This is a genomic window from Amycolatopsis sp. MtRt-6, assembly GCF_017308975.1.
Taxonomy (GTDB): domain Bacteria; phylum Actinomycetota; class Actinomycetes; order Mycobacteriales; family Pseudonocardiaceae; genus Amycolatopsis.
In genome coordinates this window covers 93456-115843 of record NZ_JADWPD010000036.1, presented here as the reverse complement: position 1 = coordinate 115843, position 22388 = coordinate 93456, and the positions used below count along the sequence as shown (strand labels likewise).

The 22388-nt window shown below is 71.3% G+C and carries 24 protein-coding genes; 12 read left to right on the top strand and 12 right to left on the bottom strand.

Annotated features, from left to right (window positions below):
* Window positions 1-37 precede the first annotated feature (37 nt).
* From I4Q55_RS41325 to I4Q55_RS41315, 3 genes are read right to left on the bottom strand one after another with little or no spacing between them, the layout of a single operon-like run.
* Window positions 38-2047, bottom strand: coding sequence for an ABC transporter ATP-binding protein (locus tag I4Q55_RS41325; RefSeq protein WP_307793271.1), 2010 nt, complete (start codon window positions 2045-2047; stop codon window positions 38-40).
* Window positions 2044-3777: an ABC transporter ATP-binding protein gene (locus tag I4Q55_RS41320; protein WP_206789805.1), complete on the bottom strand. Its 1734-nt coding sequence runs from the start codon at window positions 3775-3777 to the stop codon at window positions 2044-2046. Before I4Q55_RS41320 ends, I4Q55_RS41325 begins: the two co-directional genes overlap by 4 nt.
* Window positions 3771-4436 carry a TetR/AcrR family transcriptional regulator gene (locus I4Q55_RS41315; RefSeq protein ID WP_206789806.1) on the bottom strand — a complete coding sequence of 222 codons (666 nt, stop codon included), beginning with the start codon at window positions 4434-4436 and terminating at the stop codon, window positions 3771-3773. Before I4Q55_RS41315 ends, I4Q55_RS41320 begins: the two co-directional genes overlap by 7 nt.
* Before the next feature lie 363 nt (window positions 4437-4799).
* On the opposite strand from I4Q55_RS41315, the gene I4Q55_RS41310 reads away from it, so the two are divergent.
* The 7 genes from I4Q55_RS41310 to I4Q55_RS49840 all read left to right on the top strand — a co-directional run bounded on the left by I4Q55_RS41310 (window position 4800) and on the right by I4Q55_RS49840 (window position 10135).
* On the top strand, window positions 4800-6167 hold the full coding sequence (locus I4Q55_RS41310; protein WP_206789808.1) for a sensor histidine kinase KdpD: 1368 nt from the start codon (window positions 4800-4802) through the stop codon (window positions 6165-6167).
* Window positions 6164-6601 carry a roadblock/LC7 domain-containing protein gene (locus I4Q55_RS41305; RefSeq protein WP_206789810.1) on the top strand — a complete coding sequence of 146 codons (438 nt, stop codon included), beginning with the start codon at window positions 6164-6166 and terminating at the stop codon, window positions 6599-6601. Before I4Q55_RS41310 ends, I4Q55_RS41305 begins: the two co-directional genes overlap by 4 nt.
* Before the next feature lie 26 nt (window positions 6602-6627).
* Window positions 6628-6996: a DUF742 domain-containing protein gene (locus I4Q55_RS41300; protein ID WP_206789812.1), complete on the top strand. Its 369-nt coding sequence runs from the start codon at window positions 6628-6630 to the stop codon at window positions 6994-6996.
* On the top strand, window positions 6971-7597 hold the full coding sequence (locus I4Q55_RS41295) for an ATP/GTP-binding protein (protein WP_206789814.1): 627 nt from the start codon (window positions 6971-6973) through the stop codon (window positions 7595-7597). Before I4Q55_RS41300 ends, I4Q55_RS41295 begins: the two co-directional genes overlap by 26 nt.
* 17 nt (window positions 7598-7614) lie before the next feature.
* Entirely contained in the window at window positions 7615-8841 is a 1227-nt protein-coding gene (locus I4Q55_RS41290; protein WP_206789817.1) for a styrene monooxygenase/indole monooxygenase family protein, read from the top strand.
* 75 nt (window positions 8842-8916) lie between these two features.
* Window positions 8917-9807 (top strand): Ku protein, encoded by an 891-nt coding sequence (locus I4Q55_RS41285; protein WP_206789818.1) that lies wholly within the window; start codon window positions 8917-8919, stop codon window positions 9805-9807.
* 118 nt (window positions 9808-9925) lie between these two features.
* On the top strand, window positions 9926-10135 hold the full coding sequence (locus I4Q55_RS49840; RefSeq protein WP_242546369.1) for a hypothetical protein: 210 nt from the start codon (window positions 9926-9928) through the stop codon (window positions 10133-10135).
* 327 nt (window positions 10136-10462) lie between these two features.
* On the opposite strand, the gene I4Q55_RS41280 is transcribed toward I4Q55_RS49840, so the two are convergent.
* From I4Q55_RS41280 to I4Q55_RS41260, 5 genes are all read right to left on the bottom strand, one after another.
* On the bottom strand, window positions 10463-10603 hold the full coding sequence (locus tag I4Q55_RS41280) for a hypothetical protein (protein ID WP_162472556.1): 141 nt from the start codon (window positions 10601-10603) through the stop codon (window positions 10463-10465).
* Window positions 10604-10739: 136 nt separating this feature from the next.
* The gene (gene ahcY, locus I4Q55_RS41275) at window positions 10740-12200 is read right to left on the bottom strand and encodes an adenosylhomocysteinase (protein WP_206789819.1); all 1461 of its coding nucleotides are present in this window, start codon (window positions 12198-12200) and stop codon (window positions 10740-10742) included.
* Window positions 12201-12390: 190 nt separating this feature from the next.
* Window positions 12391-12873: a GNAT family N-acetyltransferase gene (locus I4Q55_RS41270; protein WP_206789820.1), complete on the bottom strand. Its 483-nt coding sequence runs from the start codon at window positions 12871-12873 to the stop codon at window positions 12391-12393.
* A complete protein-coding gene (locus I4Q55_RS41265) occupies window positions 12870-13538 on the bottom strand; it encodes a hypothetical protein (RefSeq protein WP_206789821.1) in 669 nt (222 codons plus the stop codon). The genes I4Q55_RS41270 and I4Q55_RS41265 overlap by 4 nt, the downstream gene beginning before the upstream one ends.
* 55 nt (window positions 13539-13593) lie before the next feature.
* Window positions 13594-14484 (bottom strand): diiron oxygenase, encoded by an 891-nt coding sequence (locus I4Q55_RS41260; RefSeq protein ID WP_206789822.1) that lies wholly within the window; start codon window positions 14482-14484, stop codon window positions 13594-13596.
* 88 nt (window positions 14485-14572) lie between these two features.
* Here I4Q55_RS41260 and I4Q55_RS41255 point away from each other — a divergent pair, with 88 nt between their 5' ends.
* Entirely contained in the window at window positions 14573-15220 is a 648-nt protein-coding gene (locus I4Q55_RS41255; RefSeq protein WP_206789823.1) for a TetR/AcrR family transcriptional regulator, read from the top strand.
* Here I4Q55_RS41255 and I4Q55_RS41250 read toward each other — a convergent pair.
* A complete protein-coding gene (locus I4Q55_RS41250) occupies window positions 15217-16242 on the bottom strand; it encodes a DNA polymerase IV (RefSeq protein WP_206789824.1) in 1026 nt (341 codons plus the stop codon). The genes I4Q55_RS41255 and I4Q55_RS41250 overlap by 4 nt on opposite strands.
* 14 nt (window positions 16243-16256) lie before the next feature.
* The gene (locus I4Q55_RS41245; protein ID WP_206789825.1) at window positions 16257-16520 is read right to left on the bottom strand and encodes a DUF3040 domain-containing protein; all 264 of its coding nucleotides are present in this window, start codon (window positions 16518-16520) and stop codon (window positions 16257-16259) included.
* A 262-nt stretch (window positions 16521-16782) separates the two neighbouring features.
* On the opposite strand from I4Q55_RS41245, the gene I4Q55_RS41240 reads away from it, so the two are divergent.
* Window positions 16783-17844 carry a cobalamin-independent methionine synthase II family protein gene (locus I4Q55_RS41240; RefSeq protein ID WP_206789827.1) on the top strand — a complete coding sequence of 354 codons (1062 nt, stop codon included), beginning with the start codon at window positions 16783-16785 and terminating at the stop codon, window positions 17842-17844.
* Between the two features lie 15 nt (window positions 17845-17859).
* On the opposite strand, the gene I4Q55_RS41235 is transcribed toward I4Q55_RS41240, so the two are convergent.
* Window positions 17860-18492 (bottom strand): LysE family translocator, encoded by a 633-nt coding sequence (locus I4Q55_RS41235; protein ID WP_206789829.1) that lies wholly within the window; start codon window positions 18490-18492, stop codon window positions 17860-17862.
* Window positions 18493-18602: 110 nt separating this feature from the next.
* Between I4Q55_RS41235 and ribA the strand changes: the two genes are divergently transcribed.
* Complete coding sequence (ribA, locus tag I4Q55_RS41230) at window positions 18603-19214, top strand: GTP cyclohydrolase II (RefSeq protein WP_206789939.1); 612 nt, start codon at window positions 18603-18605, stop codon at window positions 19212-19214.
* Window positions 19215-19310: 96 nt separating this feature from the next.
* On the opposite strand, the gene I4Q55_RS41225 is transcribed toward ribA, so the two are convergent.
* Entirely contained in the window at window positions 19311-19841 is a 531-nt protein-coding gene (locus tag I4Q55_RS41225) for a MarR family winged helix-turn-helix transcriptional regulator (protein WP_206789830.1), read from the bottom strand.
* A 95-nt stretch (window positions 19842-19936) separates the two neighbouring features.
* Here I4Q55_RS41225 and I4Q55_RS41220 point away from each other — a divergent pair, with 95 nt between their 5' ends.
* Window positions 19937-20899 (top strand): MBL fold metallo-hydrolase, encoded by a 963-nt coding sequence (locus tag I4Q55_RS41220; RefSeq protein WP_206789831.1) that lies wholly within the window; start codon window positions 19937-19939, stop codon window positions 20897-20899.
* Window positions 20896-22386, top strand: a complete 1491-nt coding sequence (locus tag I4Q55_RS41215; protein ID WP_206789832.1) for an FAD-dependent monooxygenase — start codon at window positions 20896-20898, stop codon at window positions 22384-22386. Before I4Q55_RS41220 ends, I4Q55_RS41215 begins: the two co-directional genes overlap by 4 nt.
* The last annotated feature ends 2 nt before the right edge of the window (window positions 22387-22388 follow it).

The window sequence follows — 22388 nt, the reverse complement described above, 5'->3', positions numbered from 1 at the left end:
GGGGAAGCCGAGCCGCTTCCCCGCACGACGCCGGCGGTCAGTCCGTTTCCGCCATGGCTTCGGCGAACTGAGCCGCGTACAGCCGCGCGTACGCGCCCCCGCTGTGCAGCAGCGTTTCGTGGTCGCCCTGCTCGACGATGCGGCCGTGCTCCATCACCAGGATCACGTCCGCGTCGCGGATCGTCGAGAGGCGGTGCGCGATGACGAAGCTCGTGCGGCCACTGCGCAGCGAGTTCATCGCCCGCTGGATGAGCACCTCGGTGCGGGTGTCGACCGAGCTGGTCGCCTCGTCGAGGATGAGGATGACCGGCTTGGCCAGGAACGCCCGCGCCACGGTGATCAGCTGCTTCTCACCCGCGCTGACCGTGCCGCCCTCGTCGTCGAGCACGGTCTCGTACCCGTCCGGCAGGGTGCGCACGAAGCGGTCCACGTGCGTCGCCTTCGCCGCTTCGACGATCTCCTCGCGGCTCGGGTTGTCGGCGCCGTAGGCGATGTTCTCCGCGATCGTGCCGCCGAACAGCCACGCGTCCTGCAGCACCATGCCGGTCTGGTCGCGCAGTTCTTCGCGGTTCATCTTCGCGATGTCGACGCCGTCGAGCGTGATCCGCCCGCCGTCGAGCTCGTAGAACCGCATGAGCAGGTTGACCAGAGTCGTCTTCCCCGCGCCGGTCGGACCGACGATCGCCACCGTCTGACCGGGCTCGACGGTCAGCGAGAGGTCGTCGATCAGCGGCTTGTCCGGCTGGTAGCGGAACGAGACGTCCTGGAACTCCACGCGCCCCCGGACCACCGCCGGCCGTTCCGGCGAAGCGGGCTCCGGCGCCTGCTCCTCGGCGTCGAGCAGCGCGAACACCCGCTCGGCCGAGGCGACGCCGGACTGCAGCAGGTTCGCCATGCTGGCGATCTGCGTGACCGGCTGGCTGAACTGGCGCGAGTACTGGATGAACGCCTGCACCTCGCCGAGCGTCAGGCTGCCCGACGCGACGCGCAGCGCGCCGATCACCGCCACCAGCACGTAGCTCAGGTTGCCGATGAACATCATCGCCGGCTGGATCATCCCGGAGATGAACTGCGCCTTGAAGCTCGCCTGGTACAGCGTCTCGTTCTGCTTGTCGAAGATCGCCGCGGACTCCGCGCGGCGGCCGAACACCTTGACCAGCGAGTGCCCGGTGTACATCTCCTCGACGTGGGCGTTGAGCTTCCCGGTCGTCGACCACTGCTTGATGAAGTTCGGCTGCGCCCGCTTGCCGATCTTCGCGGCCAGGATCGCCGACGCCGGCACGGTCACCAACACGATCAGCGCCAGCAGCGGCGAGATCAGGAACATCATGATCAGCACGCCGATCACCGTCAGCAGCGACGAGACGATCTGCGAGAGCGTCTGCTGCAGCGACTGCGCCAGGTTGTCGATGTCGTTGGTGACGCGGGAAAGCACCTCGCCGCGCGGCTGGCGGTCGAAGTACTTCAGCGGCAGCCGCGCGAACTTGTTCTCGACATCCTGGCGCAGCCGGTACACCGCCTGCTGCACCAGGGTGGTCGTCAGCCGGGCCTGGATGAGCCCGAAGAACGCCGAGAAGACGAACAGCGCCAGCACGATCAGCAGGATCCGGCCGACCGCGTCGAAGTCGATGCCGGCGCCGGGCACCAGGTCGACCCGGCTGTAGATGTCGGCGAGCGTGCTGTCGCCGCGGGCCCGCAGGCCGGCGACGATCTGCTCCTTGGTCACCCCCGGCGGCACCTGCTTGCCGAGCACGCCGGCGAGGATGAGGTCGGTGGCGTGGCCGAGGATCTTCGGCCCGATGACGGTCAGCGCGACGCTGGCCGCGCCCAGCACCAGCACGCCGATCAGAGCGGCCCGCTGCGGTCTCAGCAGCCGCAGCAGCCGCTTGAGGGATCCCTTGAAGTCGAGGGCCTTCTCCGGCGGCGCGCCGCCCGACATCCACCGGGCGGCCCCGCCGGCGGCGTTCCCGGTGTTCTGCTGCCGCTCGGCGGCCGGCCGTTCCCCGGCGTCGGTGACGGCGGCTTTGGCGGATTCCGTGGTACTCACGCCGCCTCCTGTTCGGTCAGCTGGGACAGCACGATCTCGCGGTAGGTTTCGTTGCCGTCGAAGAGTTCGTGGTGGGTGCCGGTGCCGACGACGCGGCCTTCGTCGAGGACGATGATCCGGTCGGCGTTCCGGATGGTGCTCACCCGCTGCGCGACGATGACCACCGTGGCGTCCTTCGTCTCCGCCACCAGCGCGCGGCGCAGGGCCGCGTCGGTCGCGTAGTCGAGCGCCGAGAACGAGTCGTCGAACAGGTAGATCTCCGGTTTGTGCACCAGCATCCGGGCGATCGCGAGCCGTTGCCGCTGGCCGCCCGAGACGTTCGTGCCGCCCTGGGCGATCGGCGCTTCGAGCCCCTCGGGCATCGCCTCGACGAAGTCCTTGCCCTGCGCCACTTCCAGCGCGTGCCACAGCTCTTCGTCGGTCGCGTCCGGGTTGCCGTAGCGCAGGTTGCTCGCCACCGTGCCGGCGAACAGGTACGGCTTCTGCGGCACCAGCCCGACCGCGCGGGCGAGCACGTCCGGATCGAGGTCGCGCACGTCGACGCCGTCGACCTTCACCGTGCCGGCGGTGGCGTCCATCAGCCGGGGGATCAGGTTGAGCAGCGTGGTCTTGCCGGTCCCGGTCGACCCGATCACGGCGGTGGTCTCACCCGGCCGCCCGATCAGCGAAATGTCGCACAGCACCGGCTTCTCCGCGCCGGGGTACCGGAACTCCACACCGGAGAGCTCCAGGTGCCCGTGCACCGCGCCGGGCCGGATCGGCGACACCGGCGGGCGGACGCTCGAGGCGGTGTCCAGCACCTCGCTGACCCGCTCGGCGCTGACCTCCGCGCGCGGCACCATCATGAACATGAACGTGGCCATCATGACGGCCATCAGGATCTGCAGCAGGTAGGACAGGAACGCCGTCATGGCACCGATCTGCATGCTGCCGGAGTCGATCCGCTGCCCGCCGAACCACAGCACCGCGACGCTGGACACGTTCACCACCAGCGTCACGATCGGGAACATCAGCGCCATCAGCCGCCCGACCCGCAGCGACACGGTGAGCAGCTCGTCGTTGGCGACGTCGAAGCGCGCGCGTTCGTGCTTATCGCGCACGAACGCCCGGATGACCCGGATGCCCATGATCTGCTCGCGCAGGATCTGGTTGATCCGGTCGATGCGCTCCTGCATCGACCGGAACGCGGGGCGCATCTTCGCGATGATCGTGCCGAGGGCGACGGCCAGCACCGGCACGATGACCAGCAGCAGCGACGACAGCGGCACGTCGAGGTTGAGGGCGAGGATGATCCCGCCGACGCACATGATCGGCGCGGACACCATCAGCGTCAGCGTCATCAGCACCAGCATCTGGATCTGCTGGACGTCGTTGGTGGTGCGGGTGATCAGCGACGGCGTGCCGAACTGGCCGACCTCGCGGGCCGAGAAGTCCTGCACCCGGTGGAAGACGCCGGCGCGGATGTCGCGGCCGATCGCCATCGCCGTACGGGCGCCGAAGTACACCGCGCCGATCGAGCCGGCGATCTGGGCCAGCGTGACGGCGAGCATCATCGCGCCGACCCGCAGGATGTACGCCATGTCGCCCTTGATCAGGCCGTCGTCGATGATGTCGGCGTTCAGCGTCGGCAGGTAGAGCATGGCGACCGTCTGCACCAGCTGGAGCGCGACGATCACCCACAGGGTGCCCCGGTACGGGCGCAGGTGACTGCGCAGGAGCTTGACTAGCACAACGATTCCCCCAGAGGAGTGGTGGTGGTGTTCGGTTCGGGGTCCGCGGTCGCGCCGGCCAGGGTCGGCATCCCGGCGGACAGCTCGTCCAGCAGCCGCTCCAGGGTCGGCAGGAGCGGTTCGCCCTCGGTGAACCAGTTGACGAAGGCGACGCGGACGGCGCTTTCCACCGAGGAGGCCATCAACCGGCACAACAGGTGGTCCACACCGCCCACCCGCTTCGCGATCGTTTCGGCGAGGACCCGCTCGACCGCCGCGTGGGCGTTCAGGAATTCCCCGCGCAGCATGAGCTGGCCCATCAGCTCCCGGATACGCGCAACATACGCGCGATCCGGCTCGCCCTCACGTGAATATTGCTCCAGCACCGCCTGCTTGACGGACTCCCAGAGCGGCTCGCCCGCCGGCCGGGCGAGCAGGGCTTCGCGCATCCCCTCGTGCCGGTCGACGACGACCGAGCAGACCGCCTGCTCCTTGCTGGAGAAGTAGTTGTTGAACGTCCGCGGGGAGACTCCCACTTCGGTGGCGATGTCCTCCACCCGGACGTTCTCCAGTCCCCGCTCCAGCGTCAGCCGCAGCGCGGCCTGCGCGAGCGCGCGGCGGGCCTCGCGCTTCTTCCGCTCGCGCAGGGTCAGCTGCTTCGGTGGTTCTTCCGGCGGCATGTGCAGAGTGTAGCGAAAAAATTGCGTGCCCCGCAAAAATTTGCGTGGCACGCAAAGTTGGGACGAATCGGACGCGACCTGGGACTTCCCGGGAACAGCCTTCCTCAGCTGCGGGTTCGGCGGCCATGTGCGCTCTGTTGCGGGGTGCAAAGTGCAAAATTGAACCGAATGGCCTAATCCACTGCGCTCACCAGCAGCGACGCTCCGAATTCCCGATCACACACCGCGTTCGCACGGAGACCGCGTGTGGACATCCCACGAACCTTTCTGCTTGCATGTCCCGCATCGCCGCCGGGGGCCGGCGAAGCAGTCGTTCGACAGCACAGTCGTTTCGGTACCTGATCAAGGAAGAAGTGGGACCACATGGCGAGCCGGGCCCGGGAACTCCTGGATCGATCACGCGTCCTGCTGGACCGTTCGCGCGTCGCCGCCGCGCAGTTCCTCACCGCGCCGCCCAAGCACCCGGGCCACGCGCCCGCGGCCGGACCGGCGTTCGTGGAGCTGACCCGGCCGGAGCCGGTGGCGGCCCCGTCCGGCGAAGGCGTGCTGGCCGAGATCTGCGCCAGCGTCGCCCTGCGTGACCTCAACCTCCTCGACCAGCTCCTCGCCCGGCTGGAGGAGCTGGAGGCGGAGGAGGAGGACCACCACCGCCTCGCCGAGCTCTACCAGCTCGACCACCTCGCGACGCGGCTGCGGCGCAACGCCGAGAACCTGCGCGTGCTCGCCGGGCAGGACACCGCCGACGACGCCGCCCGCGCGACGTCGGTGCTCGACCTGATGCGCGCGGCGATGTCCTCGATCAACCACTACGCGCGGATCACCATCGGCCGCGTGGTCAACCTCGGCGTGGTCGGCTTCGCCGCCGAGGACCTGGGCCGGGTGCTCGCGGAGCTGTTCGACAACGCCGCCAACCAGTCGTCGCCGAGCTCGCCGGTGCACGTCAGCGCGCACCTGACCGAGCAGGGCAGCGTGCTCGTCCGGATCGAGGACGAGGGCATCGGCATCCCGGCCGACCGCATCGGCGACCTCAACGCGCGCCTGGCCGCGGGTGGCGACCTCGACGACGCCTCGGCGCGGCACATGGGGCTCGCGGTCGTCGCCCGCCTGGCCGCCCGGCACGGCGTCACCGTGCGGCTCGACCGGCGCAGCCCGCACGGCACGGTGGCCACCGTGCTGCTGCCCACCGGCATCGTCACCGAGCACGCCGAGCACGCGTGGTCGGGCACGCGCACAGTCTTCGGTGCGGGGGTCCGGGTGGCGGAGCCCCCGGCGCGGGGCGGAGCCCCGGATGACACGGTCTTCGGTGCGGGGGGCCGGGTGGCGGAGCCCCCGGCGCGGGGCGGAGCCCCGGACGGCGCTGTCACCGCCGAACCGGCCACGGCCGGGAACGGCCGCGAACCGGCCACCGTCGGCGGGCTGCCGCGCCGCCGCGCGGGCACCTTCTCCCCGGGGACGCCGGAGCCGCTGGCGCCGCGCAAGCCCAGCCCGCGGCCCCGCCCGGTCGCCGAGGGGACCGTCGGCGGGACCACGGCGAACGGCCTGCCGCGCCGCGTGCCCGGCAGCATCCGCGCCGCCGCGCCGGAACCACCTCCGCCACCGCCACCGGCGGCGGACACCGCCGGGCACGAGCAGCTGCTGGCCGACCTCGGCGCGTTCGCCGACGGCGAGCAGGCCGCGCTCGCCGAGCACCGCACCCGGCAGGACGAGACGCCCGGAGGAACCGCCTCGTGAGCGACCCCCACGTGGCCACGGCGAACTTCGCGTGGCTGCTCGACGACTTCGTGCGCAAGGTCCACGGCGTCAGCCACGCGCTGATCATGAGCGTGGACGGCTTCCCGCTGACCGCCTCGGATTCGGTCGGCGAGGCCGAGGCCGAACAGCTCGCCGCGATCGCCAGCGGCCTGCTGTCGCTGGCCGGCAACAGCGCGGCGCTGTTCGGGAAGGGCACCTGCGAGCAGATCATCATCCGGCTCACCCACGGTTACTTCCTGTTCATGGGCATCGGGTCCGGGGCCGGGCTCGCGGTGCTGACCTCGGGCGAAGCGGACATGAAGGTGGTCGCCTACGAGATGACCCAGTTCATCACCAACGCCGGCCACGCGCTCACCCCCGAGGTGCGCGCCGAACTGCGCCAGGTGCTCACCGCGCGCCGCCCCGGGGTGTGATGGCCGTGCCTGAGGATGTGATGCCGATGTCCGGAAAGGACACCGCCTTGCCGCGGCGCAGCCGCCGGATCCGGGCGTACGCGCTCACCGGCGGCCGCACCGGCACCCGCCACCAGCTGCTGGTGGAGACGTTGATCTCGGTGCCGCAGTACGACCCCGCGCTGAGCGACACGCTGATGCCCGAGTCGCGTTCGCTCTACGAACGCGCCCGGGTGCGGTGCTCGGTCGCCGAGCTCTCGGTCGGGCTGGACCTGCCGCTGGGCGTGGTGCGGGTGCTGCTCGGCGACCTCGCCACCCAGGGCGCGGTGTTCGTCCACCCCACCGCGCACGCCTACCACCACGACACCAACGTGCTCGAGAGGATCCTTGATGGGCTCAAGCGGCTCCCCGCCTGAGGGCGATCTGCTGACGATCTCCGCGAAGATCGTCGTCGCCGGGGGCTTCGGTGTCGGCAAGACCACGTTCGTCGGCGCGGTGTCGGAAGTACCGCCGATGAGTAACGAGGCGTGGATGACCGAGGCGGGCGAGGGGATCGACGAGATCCCGCCCGGCGGCAAGTCGACCACGACCGTCGCGATGGACTTCGGCCGGATCACCCTGCGCCCGGACCTGCTGCTGTACCTGTTCGGCACGCCGGGGCAGGCGCGGTTCTGGTTCCTCTGGGACGACCTGAGCCGCGGCGCGCTCGGCGCGGTCGTGCTGGTCGACACCAGCCGGATCGACGAGTCGTTCGCGGCGATCAACTACTTCGAGAACGACTCGGAGCTGCCGTTCGTCGTGGCGGTCAACCAGTTCGAGGGCAAGCCGGTGCACGACCTCGACGAGGTCCGCGACGCGCTGGCCCTCGACCCGGCCGTCCCGCTGGTGACCTGCGACGCCCGGGACCGCGCGTCGACGATCGCCACCCTGACCGAGCTGGTCGGCCACACGCTGTCGCTGGCGGTGCTCTCCGGCCCGGCGGGCCGCCAGCTCGCCGCCACCGCCCCGCACGCCTGAGAAGGAGAACGAGCTCCATGCGCAAGGTCCTGGTCGTGGGCGCCGGGCAGTCCGGCCTGCAGCTGGCCCTCGGGCTGCAGGCGAAGGGCTACGACGTCACCGTGATGTCCGCGCGGACGCCGGAGGAGATCCGGAGCGGGCGGGTGATGTCGACGCAGTGCATGTTCCACGACGCGCTGCAGCACGAGCGTGACCTCGGGATCAACCTGTGGGAGGCGGAGACGGTCGACGTCGAGGGCCTCGGCATCTCGGTGGCCGCGCCGGACGGCGGCCGCGCGCTCGACTGGTTCGCCGAGCTCGACCACCCCGCCCAGTCGGTCGACCAGCGGGTGAAGATGGCCGGCTGGCTGGAGCTGTTCGAGGACCGCGGCGGCAAGCTCGTCATCCACGGCGTGATGACGTCCGAACTGGACGCGCTGGCCAAGCTCTACGACCTGGTGGTCATCTCGGCGGGCAAGGGCGAGCTGGTCCAGCTGTTCGACCGCGTGCCCGAGCGGTCGCCGTTCACGCAGCCGATGCGCGCGCTGTCGCTGGTCTACGCGCACGGGGTGGGCCGGCGGCCGGAGCACCCGGAGAAGGTGGGGGTGCGGTTCAACATCGTCCCCGGCGTCGGCGAGCTGTTCATGATCCCGGCGTACACGCTGAGCGGGAACTGCGACATCCTCTTCTTCGAGGGCGTGCCCGGCGGCCCGCTGGACTGCTTCGACGACCGCCCCGGCCCCGACGAGCACTTCCGGCGCGTGCTGGACCTGATGCGGCAGTTCGTGCCGTGGGAGTACGAGCGTTGCCGCGAAGCCGAGCTGACCGACGGGAAGGCCACCCTGGCGGGCGGGTACACGCCGGTGGTCCGCCGCCCGGTCGGCACCGTGGGCGGCGGGGCGATCGTGCTCGGCATGGCCGATGTCGTGGTGGCCAACGACCCGATCACCGGGCAGGGGTCGAACAACGCGAGCCACTGCGCGGCCACCTACCTCGACGCGATCGTGGCCCGGGGTGACCGGCCGTTCGACGCCGCGTGGATGGAAGCGACGTTCGAGCGCTACTGGGAGTACGCCCGGCACGTCACCGAATGGACGAACGCGCTGCTCCTGCCGCCGCCCCCGCACGTGCTCCAGATCCTCGGGGTGGCCGGGCAGAACCCGGCGGTGGCCCGGCGGTTCGTGAACGGGTTCATGGACCCGTCCGACTTCCAGCACTGGTTCATGGACCCCGCACTCTGGGAGAAGTACCTGGCAGAGGTCTAGATCGCCCTGTCGCGGAGGGACGATTCGGGCTACGGTGGTCACGTAGCGTGAAGGCGGACCCCGGAGGTGCTTGGCATGCGGGCGATGTGGAAGGGCTCGGTGTCCTTCGGGCTGGTCAGCATCCCGATCCAGCTGTACGCGGCCACCGAGAACAAGAACGTCTCGCTCCGGCAGGTGCACGAGGCCGACGGCGGCCGCATCCAGTACAAGCGGTTCTGCACGATCGACGGCCAGGAAGTGCCGTACGCCGAGATCGCCAAGGGCTACGAGCTGCCCGACGGCGAGATGGTCGTGATCACCGACGCGGAGATGGCCGAGCTGCCGCTGTCCACCCAGCGGACGATCGACGTGCTGGAGTTCGTGCCGCTGGAGTCGATCGACCCGATCCAGTACGACCGGACCTACTACCTGGAGCCGCAGAAGAACGCGGTGAAGCCGTACGTCGTCCTGCGGGACGCGCTGCACAAGTCGAGCCAGGTCGCGATCGCCAAGGTCGCGGTGCGGCAGCGGGAGAGCATGGCGGTGCTGCGGGTGCACGCCGACGTGCTGGTGATGACGACGATGCTGTGGCCGGACGAGGTCCGCGAGCCCGACTTCCCGTTCCTGCGCGACGACCCGCCGCAGATCCGGCCGCAGGAGCTGACCATGGCCGGGTCGCTGATCGACTCGCTGGCCGAGCCGGTGTTCGAGCCGGAGAAGTACCACGACCACTACCGCGAAGCCCTCGAGCAGATGATCGAGGCCAAGGTGGCGGGCGACGAGACGACCAAGCCGGCGGCGGTCACCGCCAAGGCCGACGTCGTCGACCTGATGGCCGCGCTGCAGGCCAGTGTGGACGCCGCGAAGAAGTCGCGGCAGGCCGCCGCGGAGTCCGCAGAGTCCGAGGAGCCCGCTGTGTCCGATGAGGACGCCAAGCCGGCGAAGAAGAAGCCGGCCGCCCGCAAGCGGGCGCCGAAGTCCGCCTGAGGCCTGCGGCCGCCCGGACGGGTGGTTGCGACGACACGCCGTGCCCCTGCCGGGCCCGGCGGCACCCCGGTTCTACTTTGGGTGTACGTCGTCCACGAGCGCGGAAAGGCGGCCGGTCATGGAGTGTGCCTCTTGTGACGCGGGGATCGACCACTGCCACGGCACGCTGGTGGTGCACCCGGAAGGCGGATTCGCCGAGTGCACCGATCCGGCCTGCGGGGACGGTGACCGCGTGCGCCACGGGCTGATCGTCGACTGCCGGGGTGTCGGCGGCGGGTGCGGCTGTGCCGCTGCGCCGCGGGAACCCTTGCTGCGCCAGGCTTCCTGAGCCTCCCGCCAGGATGGTGCCGGCCTCCCCGGCGGGTTTCCGCGCCCGCCGGGGAGGTCTGCACGGCGGCCGGACGGCGTCAAGGGCGTAACACGATCGTGTATGCAGCTGTGTACAGGGGCTGGGCGATGTGCTAACACTAACGGGGTCCTTCGGCTCTCCCTCCCCCTCGGAGCCGGAGGACACCTTCGTTTCCGGATGTGGCGCGTTTCCGGGTGTGTCCAGTGTGGAGGCCCGCGCCTCGCGGATGCGCGGCCCGGACAGGCCGAACGGCCTGGCGCGGCCGGCACTGCTGCCGACGCGCCAGGCCGTGGCGGTGTCCCGGGATCAGTACCAGTGCGCCCGGCCACCGATCCGGCGGCCGGTGCCGCCCAGGATGGCCAGTGCCACGCCGGCCACCGCGAGGATGATACCGATGGTGTACAGCACCGGGATGCCCACGATGAACCCGATGACAAGCAGAATCACACCGAGAATGATCACTTGACACACTCCTTCGCATGAGACCCGGCCCGGCTCCGTGCCGTCCGGGCGGATGCGCTCTCGACCGGAGGATGGCCAGTTTCCCGATAAACCAAACTACGGCGAATGGAGCAACCTTGAATCAGTACCGGTAGTGATCGAGCTTGTACGGCCCCTCGACGTCGACGCCGATGTACTCGGCCTGCGCTTTCGTGAGCTTGGTGAGTTTCACACCGAGTGCGTCGAGGTGCAGGCGGGCCACCTTTTCGTCGAGGTGCTTCGGCAGGCGGTGGACGTCGGTGGCGTACTCGCCCGGCTTGGTGAACAGCTCGATCTGCGCGATCGCCTGGTTGGTGAAGGAATTCGACATCACGAACGACGGGTGCCCGGTCGCGTTACCGAGGTTCATCAGCCGCCCTTCGGACAGCACGATGATCGCGTGGCCGTCCGGGAACGTCCACTCGTGCACCTGCGGCTTGATTTCCTTCTTCGCGATACCGGGCAGTTTCGCCAGCCCGGCCATGTCGATTTCGTTGTCGAAGTGCCCGACGTTGGCGACGATCGCGTTGTGCTTCATGCGGCCCATCTGGTCCGCCGAGATGATGCCGAAGTTGCCGGTGGTGGTGATGAAGATGTCGGCGTCGGCGACCACGTCGTCGAGTTCGACGACGTCGAGGCCGTCCATCGCCGCCTGCAGCGCGCAGATCGGGTCGATCTCGGTGACCGCGACGCGGGCGCCCTGGCCGCGCAGTGCCTCCACCGCGCCCTTGCCGACGTCGCCGTAGCCGCAGACGACCACGCGCTTGCCGCCGATCATGACGTCGGTGGCCCGGTTCAGTCCGTCCACAAGGGAGTGCCGGATGCCGTACTTGTTGTCGAACTTGGACTTCGTCACCGAGTCGTTGACGTTCATCGCGGGGAAGAGCAGCTCGCCGTCCTTCGCGAGCTTGTAGAGCCGCTTGACGCCGTTGGTCGTCTCCTCGGTGACGCCGCGGATCTCCTTGGCCATCCGGGTGAAGCGGTCGCCGTCGGCGGCCAGGCTCGCCCGCAGCGTCTCGAGGACGATCCGGTACTCCTCCGGGTCCTCTTCGGACGGTTGCGGCACCGCGCCCGCCGCCTCGAACTCGACTCCCTTGTGGACGAGCAGGGTGGCGTCGCCGCCGTCGTCGAGGATCATGTTCGGGGCCTGCCCGCCGGGGAAGGCGAAGAGCTGGTCGGTGCACCACCAGTACTCTTCGAGCGTCTCGCCCTTCCACGCGAACACCGAGGTGCCCGCCGGGGCGTCGACGGTGCCGTCCGGGCCGACGACGACCGCGGCGGCGGCCTCGTCCTGGGTGGAGAAGATGTTGCAGGACACCCAGCGCACCTGCGCGCCGAGCGCCACCAGCGTCTCGATGAGCACGGCGGTCTGCACGGTCATGTGCAGCGACCCGGCGATGCGGGCGCCCTTCAGTGGCCGGGCAGCGGCGTACTCGCGGCGGATCGCCATCAGGCCGGGCATCTCGTGCTCGGCGAGCCGCAGCTGGGTGCGGCCGGCCTCGGCGAGGGAAAGGTCGGCCACGGCGAAGTCGAGGCCATGGCGGGTCTGCAGTTTGTCACTCATGCTTCGATGCGCTCCGGAGTTCGTCGGCGAAACGCTCGGGAGGCGGAAGTCCCCGTGGGACAACGAAAAAGGCACCTCCCTCGCGGGAGGCGCCCTTGGAGTCGTGGTCTCGGGCCGAGCGTGGCGGAAGAGAATTCCGTCGCTGCGCCTCTCGGCCCGGGACCAGGATGGCAAAGCCGCCGTGAGGCTGTCAAGCGAGCGACCGGGCCATGAGAACGTCGTCGACGTCGGTGCCGTCGAGGCGGAATTCGCCGCGCAGCACGCCTTCGGTGACGAACCCGCAGCGCTCGTAGATCCGGCGGGCGCCGGTGTTGTGACCCAGCACGCGCAGCGTCAGCTTGCGGGCGCCCTTCCGCCGCGCCACCGCCACGGCGGCGTCCACGAGCTGCCGTCCGATGCCGAGCCGCTGCCGGTCCGGGTCGACCGCGAGCCCGCCGATGACCAGCACGTGCCGGTGGGCGGGGATGTCGAACCCGGCGGAGAGCCGGACGTACCCGGCGACCTCGCCCTCGTGCTCCGCGACGAGGAAGGTCCCGGGCTGCGCGCCCTCGCCGAAGAAGGGCGTACCAGGCTCGGGCGGGGGAGCGGGCGACACGGCCGAGGTCCAGGTGCGCGCGTCGATCCGGGCGAGCACGGTTTCGTCTTCGGCGCGGGCGAGGCGGATGGTGATCACCGGCTGAGTATCGTCCAGGCCTCTTCGAGGATTCCAGCCATTTCCCGCGGGTCGCGGTTGCCTTCGGAGCTCAGGCTCCGCAGCGTCACGGTCAGGCCCGGGCCGGTGCGCTGGCAGGTCTGGACGGAGGTCTGGTCCGGGTCCGGCGTCGATCCCGCGCGCACCGGGTCGTGGTGCACCAGGCACTGCACGTCCCCGAAGCGCACGAGTTCGGTGCTCGGCGCGGCCAGGCCCAGCGCCGCGGCGTCCTGGTACGGCGCGACGAGCCCGGGCGAAGGCGCGCGAACCGCGAGCAACTGGACCGAACGCAGGAGCTGGTCGTCCTGGTACTGCTGCACGACCGCGCCGGCGCCGCCGTAGGCCGCCGACACGCGGGCCGCGGTCTCCCGGTCGGACTTCCCGATCCGGTCGATGAGGGCCTGCCCTTTGGCCTTGTCGAGCTTCGCGACCGCGTCCTGGGCGCGGCTGAGCCCGCCCAGGTCCGCCGGCGCGGTCAGCGGCCCGCCGCTCGGGCCGTCGAGCAGGCTCAGCACCAGCCAGGGCACGCCGACCAGGACCGCGCCCGCCACGAAGCCGATCAGGCCGGTCACGGCCGGCCGGGCGAGCAGCGAGCGGGGCGGCACCGGGGTCTGCTGCCCGGGTGCCAGCGGGGAGTCCTCGGTCACCCGGCCATCGTGGCGCGGCCCGGAACCCGGCGAAAGGGGAATTCCGCCGTTGCCCTCAAAGCAGGTGCGCGCGCCGCCAGATGCCCTCCGAGCGGCCGCCGATCAGGCCCGCGTCGCGCAGGAACGGCACGATCTTCCCGGCCATCCAGCGGCGCGTCTCGTGGAAGTGCGGGTTCGCCAGCGCCGCGGCGCGGCCTTCGCGCGGGTCGATCCCGACGCTGCGGTAGATCCGGGCGTCGACCATGCTGTCGATGACGCCGAACGCGACCAGCGCGGTCCGCAGCCGGTGCCGCCGCAGTGCCGCCTTCGACAGCTTCGGCGTCTCGCGCAGCACCTCCTCCTTGGCGAACCGGACGTGCCGGGCCTCCTCGACCACGTGGATGCGGTTGACCGAGCGGATCAGCGGCTGGATGCCGTCGTCGTCCATCATCGACCGCTGCAGCCGGTCGGTGGTCTCCTCCGCGACCAGCACGCTGGCGAACATGGACGGGCCGGCGGCGGTCGCGCCGAACACCTTCGCGGCGCGGTGCACCACCTTCGGGACGCCGTAGCGCGGGACACCGAGCCGCTCGGCGGTGCGGGCGAACATCACCGAGTGCCGCGTCTCGTCGCCGATCTCGGTCATCGCGTACTGCGCGTGCTCGGTGCGCGCGTCCAGGTCGAAGACGTACCGGGCGAGCAGCTGCATCAGGACGATTTCGAACCACAGCCCGACGCTCATGATGCTGGCGATCTCGTGCTTGGACAGCTCGATCCGCTGCTCCGGCGTCAGTTTCGCCCACAGCTCGGTGCCGTAGAGGGAGAGGCGCTCGAGCGGCATGTACGCCTTGCCTTCGGCGAGCGGGGCGTCCCAGTCGACATCGACGTACGGGTCGTAGGAGTTCTTCGCGGAGCTCTTGAGCAGGCGAGCCGCGGTGACGTCCCGGTCCTGGGCCTCGACGCCCATGGCGGCCTCCGTAAAGTAGGGGGTACGCGCTGTACTAGCTACTTCGGCGAGCGTACACCGCCCGGCGGGTGGTGAGTAGGCTTTCGCCGTGACCAAGGTCGACGGACGGGCGACGCGCTGGGCGGGCCAGCAGGAACGCCGGCGCGCGGAGTTCGTCGACGCGGCACTGGCGGCGATCGCCGAGCACGGCCCGGACGTCTCGACCGAGCAGATCGCCGAGCGCGCCGGCGTCGCCCGCACCCGCCTGTACCGGCACTTCTCCGACGCGGCGGACCTCCGCCGGGCGATCGCCCAGCGGGCGGCCGAGCTGGTGACGGCGGACCTGGCGCCGCTCTGGCACCCCGAGGGCTCGCCGAACGAGATGATCTCCACGGTGATCGCGACGCACCTGCGCTGGCTGACCGAGCACGCCCACCTGCACCGCTACCTGGCCCGCGGCGTCCCGGACGGCCCCGACGTCCGCGGGGCCATCGCCCGCCACCTCAGCGGCCTGTTCACCGGCTACCTGATGGCGTTCGGGCTCGATCCGGCCCCGGCGGACACGATCGCGTTCGGCCTGGTCGGCTACGTCGAATCGGCGACGACCCGCTGGCTCGATCACCCGGGCGAGCTCAGCCTGGCCCAGCTGACGGCCCAGCTGACGGGCACGATCTGGGCGATGCTGGACCACACGCTGCGCGCGGGCGGGGTCGAACTGGACCCGGACCGGCCGTTGCCGCTTCCGGAGGGGCTTTAGTCTTCGCGCGGGAACTCGGCCCGCACACCGAGCAGCCGCACCGCGCGGGTCAGCTCGAACATCCCCAGCACCTCCTGCGCCGCCCGGTCGAGCTCGCCGGCGTCCGACGTCGGTTCCGGCAGCGTGATGCTGTGCGTGTGGGTCAGGAACGGCACGAACCGCACCTTGACCGCCACCCGCGCCGCCGGGCGGCCTTCCTCCAGGACGTCCTGGGCGACGCGTTTGGCCAGTGCCGAGACCTCGGCCGCCATCTCCGCCGGGTCGGCCAGGTCGCGCTGGAACGTCGTCTCGCGGCTGCGGGACCGGGCCACCCACGGTGTCGCGCTGACCTCGGCGTCGCTGATGCCGCCGCCCAGCAGGCGCAGCCAGGGACCGGTCTTCGGGCCGAACCGCGCCGCCAGCTCAGCCGGGTCCGAGCCGGCCAGGTCGAGGACGGTGTGGATGCCCAGTCCGGCGAGCTTCTTCGCGGTCTTGCCGCCGATGCCCCACAACGCGTCGGTCGGGCGGTCCGCCATCACCGCCCACCAGTTCTCCCGCGTCAGCCGGAAGATCCCGCCCGGCTTGCCGAACCCGGTGGCGAGCTTGGCCCGCAGCTTGTTGTCGCCGATCCCGACCGCGCACGACAGCCCCGTCTCGCGCGCCACCGCCTCCTTGATCGCGACGGCCAGCGCTTCGGGGTCGTCCGCCTCCGCGCCGGCGAAGGCCTCGTCCCAGCCCAGCACCTCGACCACCACCGGCAGCTCGCGCACCGCGGCCATCACGCGCGCCGACACCTCGAGGTAGGCGTCCGGGTCGCTGGGCAGGAAGACGGCGTCCGGGCAGCGCTTGGCGGCGACGCGCAGCGGCATGCCGGACTGGACACCGAACTCGCGGGCCTCGTAGGACGCCGTCGCCACGACGGCGCGCTCGGTGGGGTCGCCGTTGCCGCCGACCACGACGGGCTTTCCGCGCAGCTCCGGGTGGCGGGCGATCTCGACCGCGGCGATGAACTGGTCGAGGTCGACGTGCAGGACCCACTTCACCAGCTCAGTCTGCCTCAGATCTTGTGCCGCGCCACGTGTGTCCAGACGGTGCCGGTGAGCGCGAGGATCCCGCAGAGCGTCACGCCGGGATCGGGCAGGACAAGCCCGAGGACCAGCAGTGTCACGGCGGTGATGTCGAAGAAGATCAGGAGGGTGCTGCGGAGCGCGCGCGACTTCGGGCGACGGCCGTCGCGCAGCGCGGCAGCCAGTTCCGGGTCGCTGAGCTCGAGACTGCGCTCGATCTTCTCCAGCTCCGTGCGGTCGTGGTGACTGAGCATCGGGCCTCCTTCGGCGCCGAACCCGCCGTATCGCCGTAGCGAATACCCAATCGTCCTCCGAACGAACCGCCGAACGCCTTCCGATTTCGTGCTTTTCTCTGGTCCGTCCGGGTGATCCGCGCTCCGTGACCGGGTTCGGCCACGTTAAGTTGCCCTCGAACGTGGCCGGTCACGGCCGGACGGTGGGTGGGGGCGGCCGGAGGGCCACGTCCTGTCGTCGCGCCGGTGCCCGGTCAGGCCCTTCAAGCAGCCGGAGGACTTGATGACCCTGCCCACCGAACCGATCGGCAGCATCCCGCGCCCCGCCTACCTCGTCGAGGGGCTCGGTGACTTCGCGGCCGGCCGGATCGACGCCGCCGCGCTCGCCGAGCTCGAGAGCCGGGCACTGGCCGACACGATCCGCCGGTTCGAGGAGACCGGCTCCCCGGTGCTGACCGACGGGGAACAGGGCAAGCCGAGCTTCGCGACGTACCCGCTGGCCGGGCTGGACGCGCTCGCGCCCGACGGCGTCGTCATCCCGTTCGCCGACGGCCACACCCGGCAGCTGCCGCGGCTCACCGCGGGACCGTTCCGCTACGCGACGCACGCCGGCTCCTACCTCACGCGGGCGAAGGCGCTGACCGACCGCCCGGTCAAGCAGGCGGTGATCGCCGCGTCCGCGCTCTCGCTGATCTACCCGGGCGACGGCATCGAGGGCTACTCGCAGGAGCAGTTCGTCGCCGACCTGGTGAACGAGGCCGAGGCCGACATCCGGGGCAGCCTCGACGCGGGCGCGGACAGCGTGCAGATCGACTTCACCGAGGGACGGCTGTCGCTGAAGCTCGACCCGTCCGGCGGCCTGCTGCGGCAGTTCGTCGAGCTCAACAACGCCGTGCTCGACCGGTTCACCGCCGAGGAACGCGCGAAGATCGGCGTCCACACCTGTCCGGGCGGCGACCAGGACTCGGTGCACAGCCTCGACGTCGACTACGCGGGGCTGCTGCCGGCGTTGTTCGACCTCAAGGCCGGCCGGTTCTTCGTCCAGCTGGCGAGTGAAGCCGAGCCGGAGCGCGCGCTGCGGGTGATCGCCGACAACCTGAAGGCGGACCAGCGGGTGTTCGTCGGCGTCACCGACCCGATCGACCCGCGCGTGGAGACCGCGGAGGAGGTCAGGGACCGGGTCCTGACCGCGGCGAAGTACGTACCGGCCGAGCGGCTGGGCACCTGCGACGACTGCGGGTTCTCGCCGTTCGCCGACGACACGTCGACCTCGCGCGACATCGCGTTCGCGAAGATCGCGGCCCGCGTCGAGGGCACGCGGCTGGCGTCGGAGCAGCTCGGCTGAGGGTCGCTCCCGGGCTCACGCCGTTTCGGCGGCGACCTTCAGCCCGAGGGCGACGAGCACGGTACCCAGGACGGCGTCGAGACCCCGGCGCACGCGGCCGGCGCTGAAGAACTTCTTCAGCGCCCCGACCACGACGGCGAGGGTGACGAACCACAGGACCGTGCCGGCGGTGGCGATCGCGGCCAGTTCGAGCGTCTGCAGGGTGGAGCCGTCGGCGGGCAGGAACTGGGGCAGCAGGGCCAGGAAGTACACGGCGACCTTGGGGTTGAGCAGGTTCGTCACCAGCCCCTGCCGGAAGGCGGCCCCGGCGGTGAGCTGCCGCGCCTCGGTGGCCGCCGCGAGATCCCGGTACTCGCCGCGCCGCACGGCCAGCCACGCCTTGACACCGAGGAAGACGAGGTAGGCGGCCCCGGCCAGCTTGACGACGGTGAAGGCGACCGCGGAAGCGGTGAGCACGGCGGCCACCCCGAGGGCGATCGCGACCACCCAGGCGAAGACACCGAGCGCGATCCCGGCCCCGGCGGCGATCCCGGCCCGCCGGCCACCGGTGAGAGAGGAGCGCGTCACGACGACGAAGTCGGGCCCGGGCGACATCGCCCCGAGCACGACGACCAGGAGGAAGGAAGCGGCGGTGGCACCGGGGATCATGGCCCGAGAATACGACCTGTCCGCCACCGGTTTTCGGAGAAACTGCCGTGAAAGTTCGAATTTGAACCTCGTGTAGGGTCGATCTTGTGGGTGACTCCAGGGGCGACGGCATGACGGCTGAGGTGCGGACACGGGTGCGGATCCCGCTGCGGCTCGACGGCGGCGTCGCGGTCGACGCCGAAGCCGTCACCTTCCGGGGCCTGGCCGACGGCGGGGAGCACCTGGCGTTCGTCCTGGGCACGCCCGGTGACGTGCCGCTGGTGCGGCCGCACTCGGAATGCCTCACCGGCGACGTCTTCGGGTCGGCGCGCTGCGACTGCGGCCCGCAGCTGGCCGAGGCTGTCTCGCGGATCTCCGAGACCGGCGGGTACCTGCTGTACCTGCGCCAGGAGGGCCGGGGGATCGGGCTGTACAACAAGCTCGACGCCTACGCCCTGCAGGACGGCGGCCTCGACACCTACGCCGCGAACGCCGCGCTCGGCCTGCCCGAGGACGCCCGCGACTACACGGTCGCCGCGCAGATGCTGGGTGCGCTCGGGGTGGCTCGGGTGGACCTGCTGTCGAACAACCCCGACAAGGCGACGCAGCTGCGCGCGGCCGGGATCGCGGTGCGCGACCGGGTGCCGACCGGCGTGTTCGCGACGGAGAGCAACGTCCGGTACCTGCGGGCCAAGGTCGAGCAGACCGGGCACACGCTGAGCCTGCCCGGGCTGGCCAGCTGAGCGGCGCCGGCCCGGGTCAGGTCGCGTGCCGGAGGGTCGGTAGGCGTACCTCGAGAGTCGGCCGGTGTACCTGGAAGGTCGGGTTGCCCTGGACGGTCAGGTGAGGCGCTGGGCCGCCGCGGCCGCCGGGCTCGTGGTCAGTTTCTCCAGGAGCCCGATCAGCGTCGTCTGCTCCGCCGGGGTCAGTGCCGCCACCCAGGCCCGCTCGCGCGTGTTGTGCTCCTGGTAGGCGTCGGTCACCGCGGTGTGGCCCGCTTCGGTCAGCGCCAGCCGCACCGCGCGGCGGTCGTGGGGGACTGCGGTGCGCGTCACCAGGCCGTCCCGCTCCAGGGTCTTGACCAGTGCCGACACCGCCGCCCGGCTCATCCCCGCCAGGCGGGCCACGTGGCGGGACTCGAGCGGGCCGGCCAGCCACAGCACGAACAGCACCCGGAAGCCGCCCCAGCTCCAGCCGCGGGGGCGGTGGACCGTCGACTCCCAGTCGTAGACCAGCGCGCCGGCCAGGCGGTGCAGCGTCAGGCCGAGGCGCATCGCCACCGGGTCGGTCGCGGGCAGCTCGGCCTGCGTCTTCCCGATCGCGTAGTCGACGAACGAGAGGTAGTCGAGGTCGGCCGGTCGGTCGGTCATGCGGCCCAGGTTAGGGGCAACGGGGTTCCCCGCGGCGGTCCGGCGGATTAGCCTGGCTCGATAGTCAATCCTTTGACGATCAAGGAGCGCTCGCCGTGACGAAGAAAGCCTTCGCCTCTTCGGCCGACCTGGCGGAGAAAGCGCAGACCCTGGAAGTGCTCGCGGACGGCGTCTACGCGCTGACCGCCGAGGGCGACCCGAACATCGGCGCGATCGAAGGCGAGGACTTCCTCGTCTGCTTCGAAGCGCTGGCCACGCCCGTCGCGGCCGGGGAGTGGCTCGCGAAACTGCGCGAGCACACCGACAAGCCCGTGCGGTACCTGGTGCTCAGCCACTACCACGCCGTGCGGGTGCTGGGCGCGTCCGCGTTCGACGCCGACGTCATCGTCGCGCACGAGAACACCCGCGCCCTGGTCGCCGAGCGCGGCAAGGAGGACTGGGAAAGCGAGTTCGGCCGGATGCCGCGGCTGGCGAAGGGCGCCGAATCGGTGCCCGGGCTGACCTGGCCGACGCTGACCTTCTCCGACCGGCTCACGATCGACCTCGGCGGCGACCGCGGCGACCTCGTCCTGCAGTACTGCGGGCGCGGCCACACCGAGGGCGACATCGTCGCCTGGCTGCCCCGCGAAAAGATCCTCTACGCCGGCGACCTCGTGGAAGCCGAAGCCGCGCTGTACACCGGCGACGCCTTCCACCGCGACTGGGCTTCGTCCACTTTGGACCGGGTCGCCGCGTTCGGGGCCGAGACCCTGGTCGGCGGCCGCGGCGGGGTGAGCCGCGGGGCGGCGGCGGTCGACGCCGCCATCGCGCAGACCCGGCACTTCCTCGACACGATGATCCGCGAGGTCGGCGCGGTCCGCGACGCCGGCGGCACGCTCAAGGAGGCCTTCGAGCGGACGCACGTCGCGCTGAACGACCGGTACGGGCACTGGCCGATCTTCGAGCACTGCCTGCCCTTCGACGTCTCGCGGCTGTGGGACGAGCTGGGCGGCATCGAACGGCCGGTGGTGTGGACGGCCGAACGGGACCGCGAAGTCTGGGACCGGCTCCAAGGATGACGGTCGTCGTTCTCGGCAGCGGCCCGGTCGGCCAGACGGCCGCGCTGCTGCTCGCGCGCCGCGGCGTGCCGGTGGTGCTCGTCGACGAGCACGAGCGGCGCGATCCCGTGGGCTCCAGGGCCATCTGCCAGCAGCGGGACACCCTGGACGTCTGGGCGTGGCTCGGCGCCGGCTGCCTCGCCGAAGAGGGCCTGACCTGGACGACCGCGCGGACGTTCCACCGCGACCGCGAGCTGTTCGCCCTCCGGCTGCCGGACGCGGGATCCGCGCTCCCGCCGTTCGTCAACCTCTCCCAGGCCCGCGTCGAGGAGGTCCTCGACGAGCTGATCGCGCGGCAGCCGCTGATCGACGTCCGCCGCGGCCACCGCGTCACCGGGCTGACCCAGCCGGGCCGAGTGGTGGTCGAGTGCGACACCGCGGCCGGGCCGCGCCGGATCGAAGCGGACTACGCGATCGCGTGCACCGGCGCCCACGGCGACGTGGTGCGGCGCGCGGTGGGGGAGCAGCTGGCCGGCGTCTCGTTCGCCGATCTCTTCCTGATCTGCGACATCCGCGCCGACCTCCCCGGCTGGGCCGCCGAGCGGCGGTTCTTCTTCGACCCGCCGTGGAACCCCGGCCGCCAGGTGCTGATCCACCCGTGCCCGGGCGCGCAGTTCCGGATCGACTGGCAGGTGCCCGACGACTACGACCTCGCCGCCGAGGAAACCGGCGGGGCCCTCGACCGCCGGATCCGGGCGATCATCGGCGACCGGCCGTACGAGGTGGTGTGGCGGTCGGTCTACCGCTTCCACACCCGGCTCGTCCGCCGGATGCGCGCCGGCCGCGTGCTGCTGGCCGGCGACTGCGCGCACCTGGTCGCGCCGTTCGGGGCCCGCGGGCTGAACTCGGGGATCGCGGACGCGGAGAACGCCGCCTGGAAGCTGGCGTCCGTGCTGCGCGGAGAAGCCGGCGAGGGGCTGCTGGACAGCTACCACGCCGAGCGGTACGCGGCCGCCGTCGAGAACGCCGAGGTGACGACAGCGACGATGGACTTCCTGGTCCCGCGGGACGACAAGCAGCGACGGCACCGGGCCGAGGTGCTGGCCAGGGCCGCGCGGGACCCCGCCGCGCACGCGGAAGTCGACTCGGGGCGGCTGGCCGAGCCGTTCTGGTACGCCGGATCGCCGCTGACCACCCCGGACCCCGCCCGCCCGTTCGCCGGCCGCCCGCCGCGCGGGGCGCTGCCGCCGCCCGGCCCCGGCATCCTGCTGCCGGACGTCACGGTCGCGGGCGGCCGGCTGCGTGACCTGGCGCGGGCGGGGTTCCTGCTGCTGACGACGCCGGGCGTGCCCGCGGCGGGCCTGCGGTCGGTGGAGATCCCGGTGGGCGGGGCGCTCGGCGCGCGTCCGGGCGAAGCGTGGCTGGTCCGCCCGGACGCGTACGTCGCGGCGGTACTCCGCGATACCGCGGCGATCGGCCCGGCGCTGCGGCGCGCCACCGGCGGCTGACC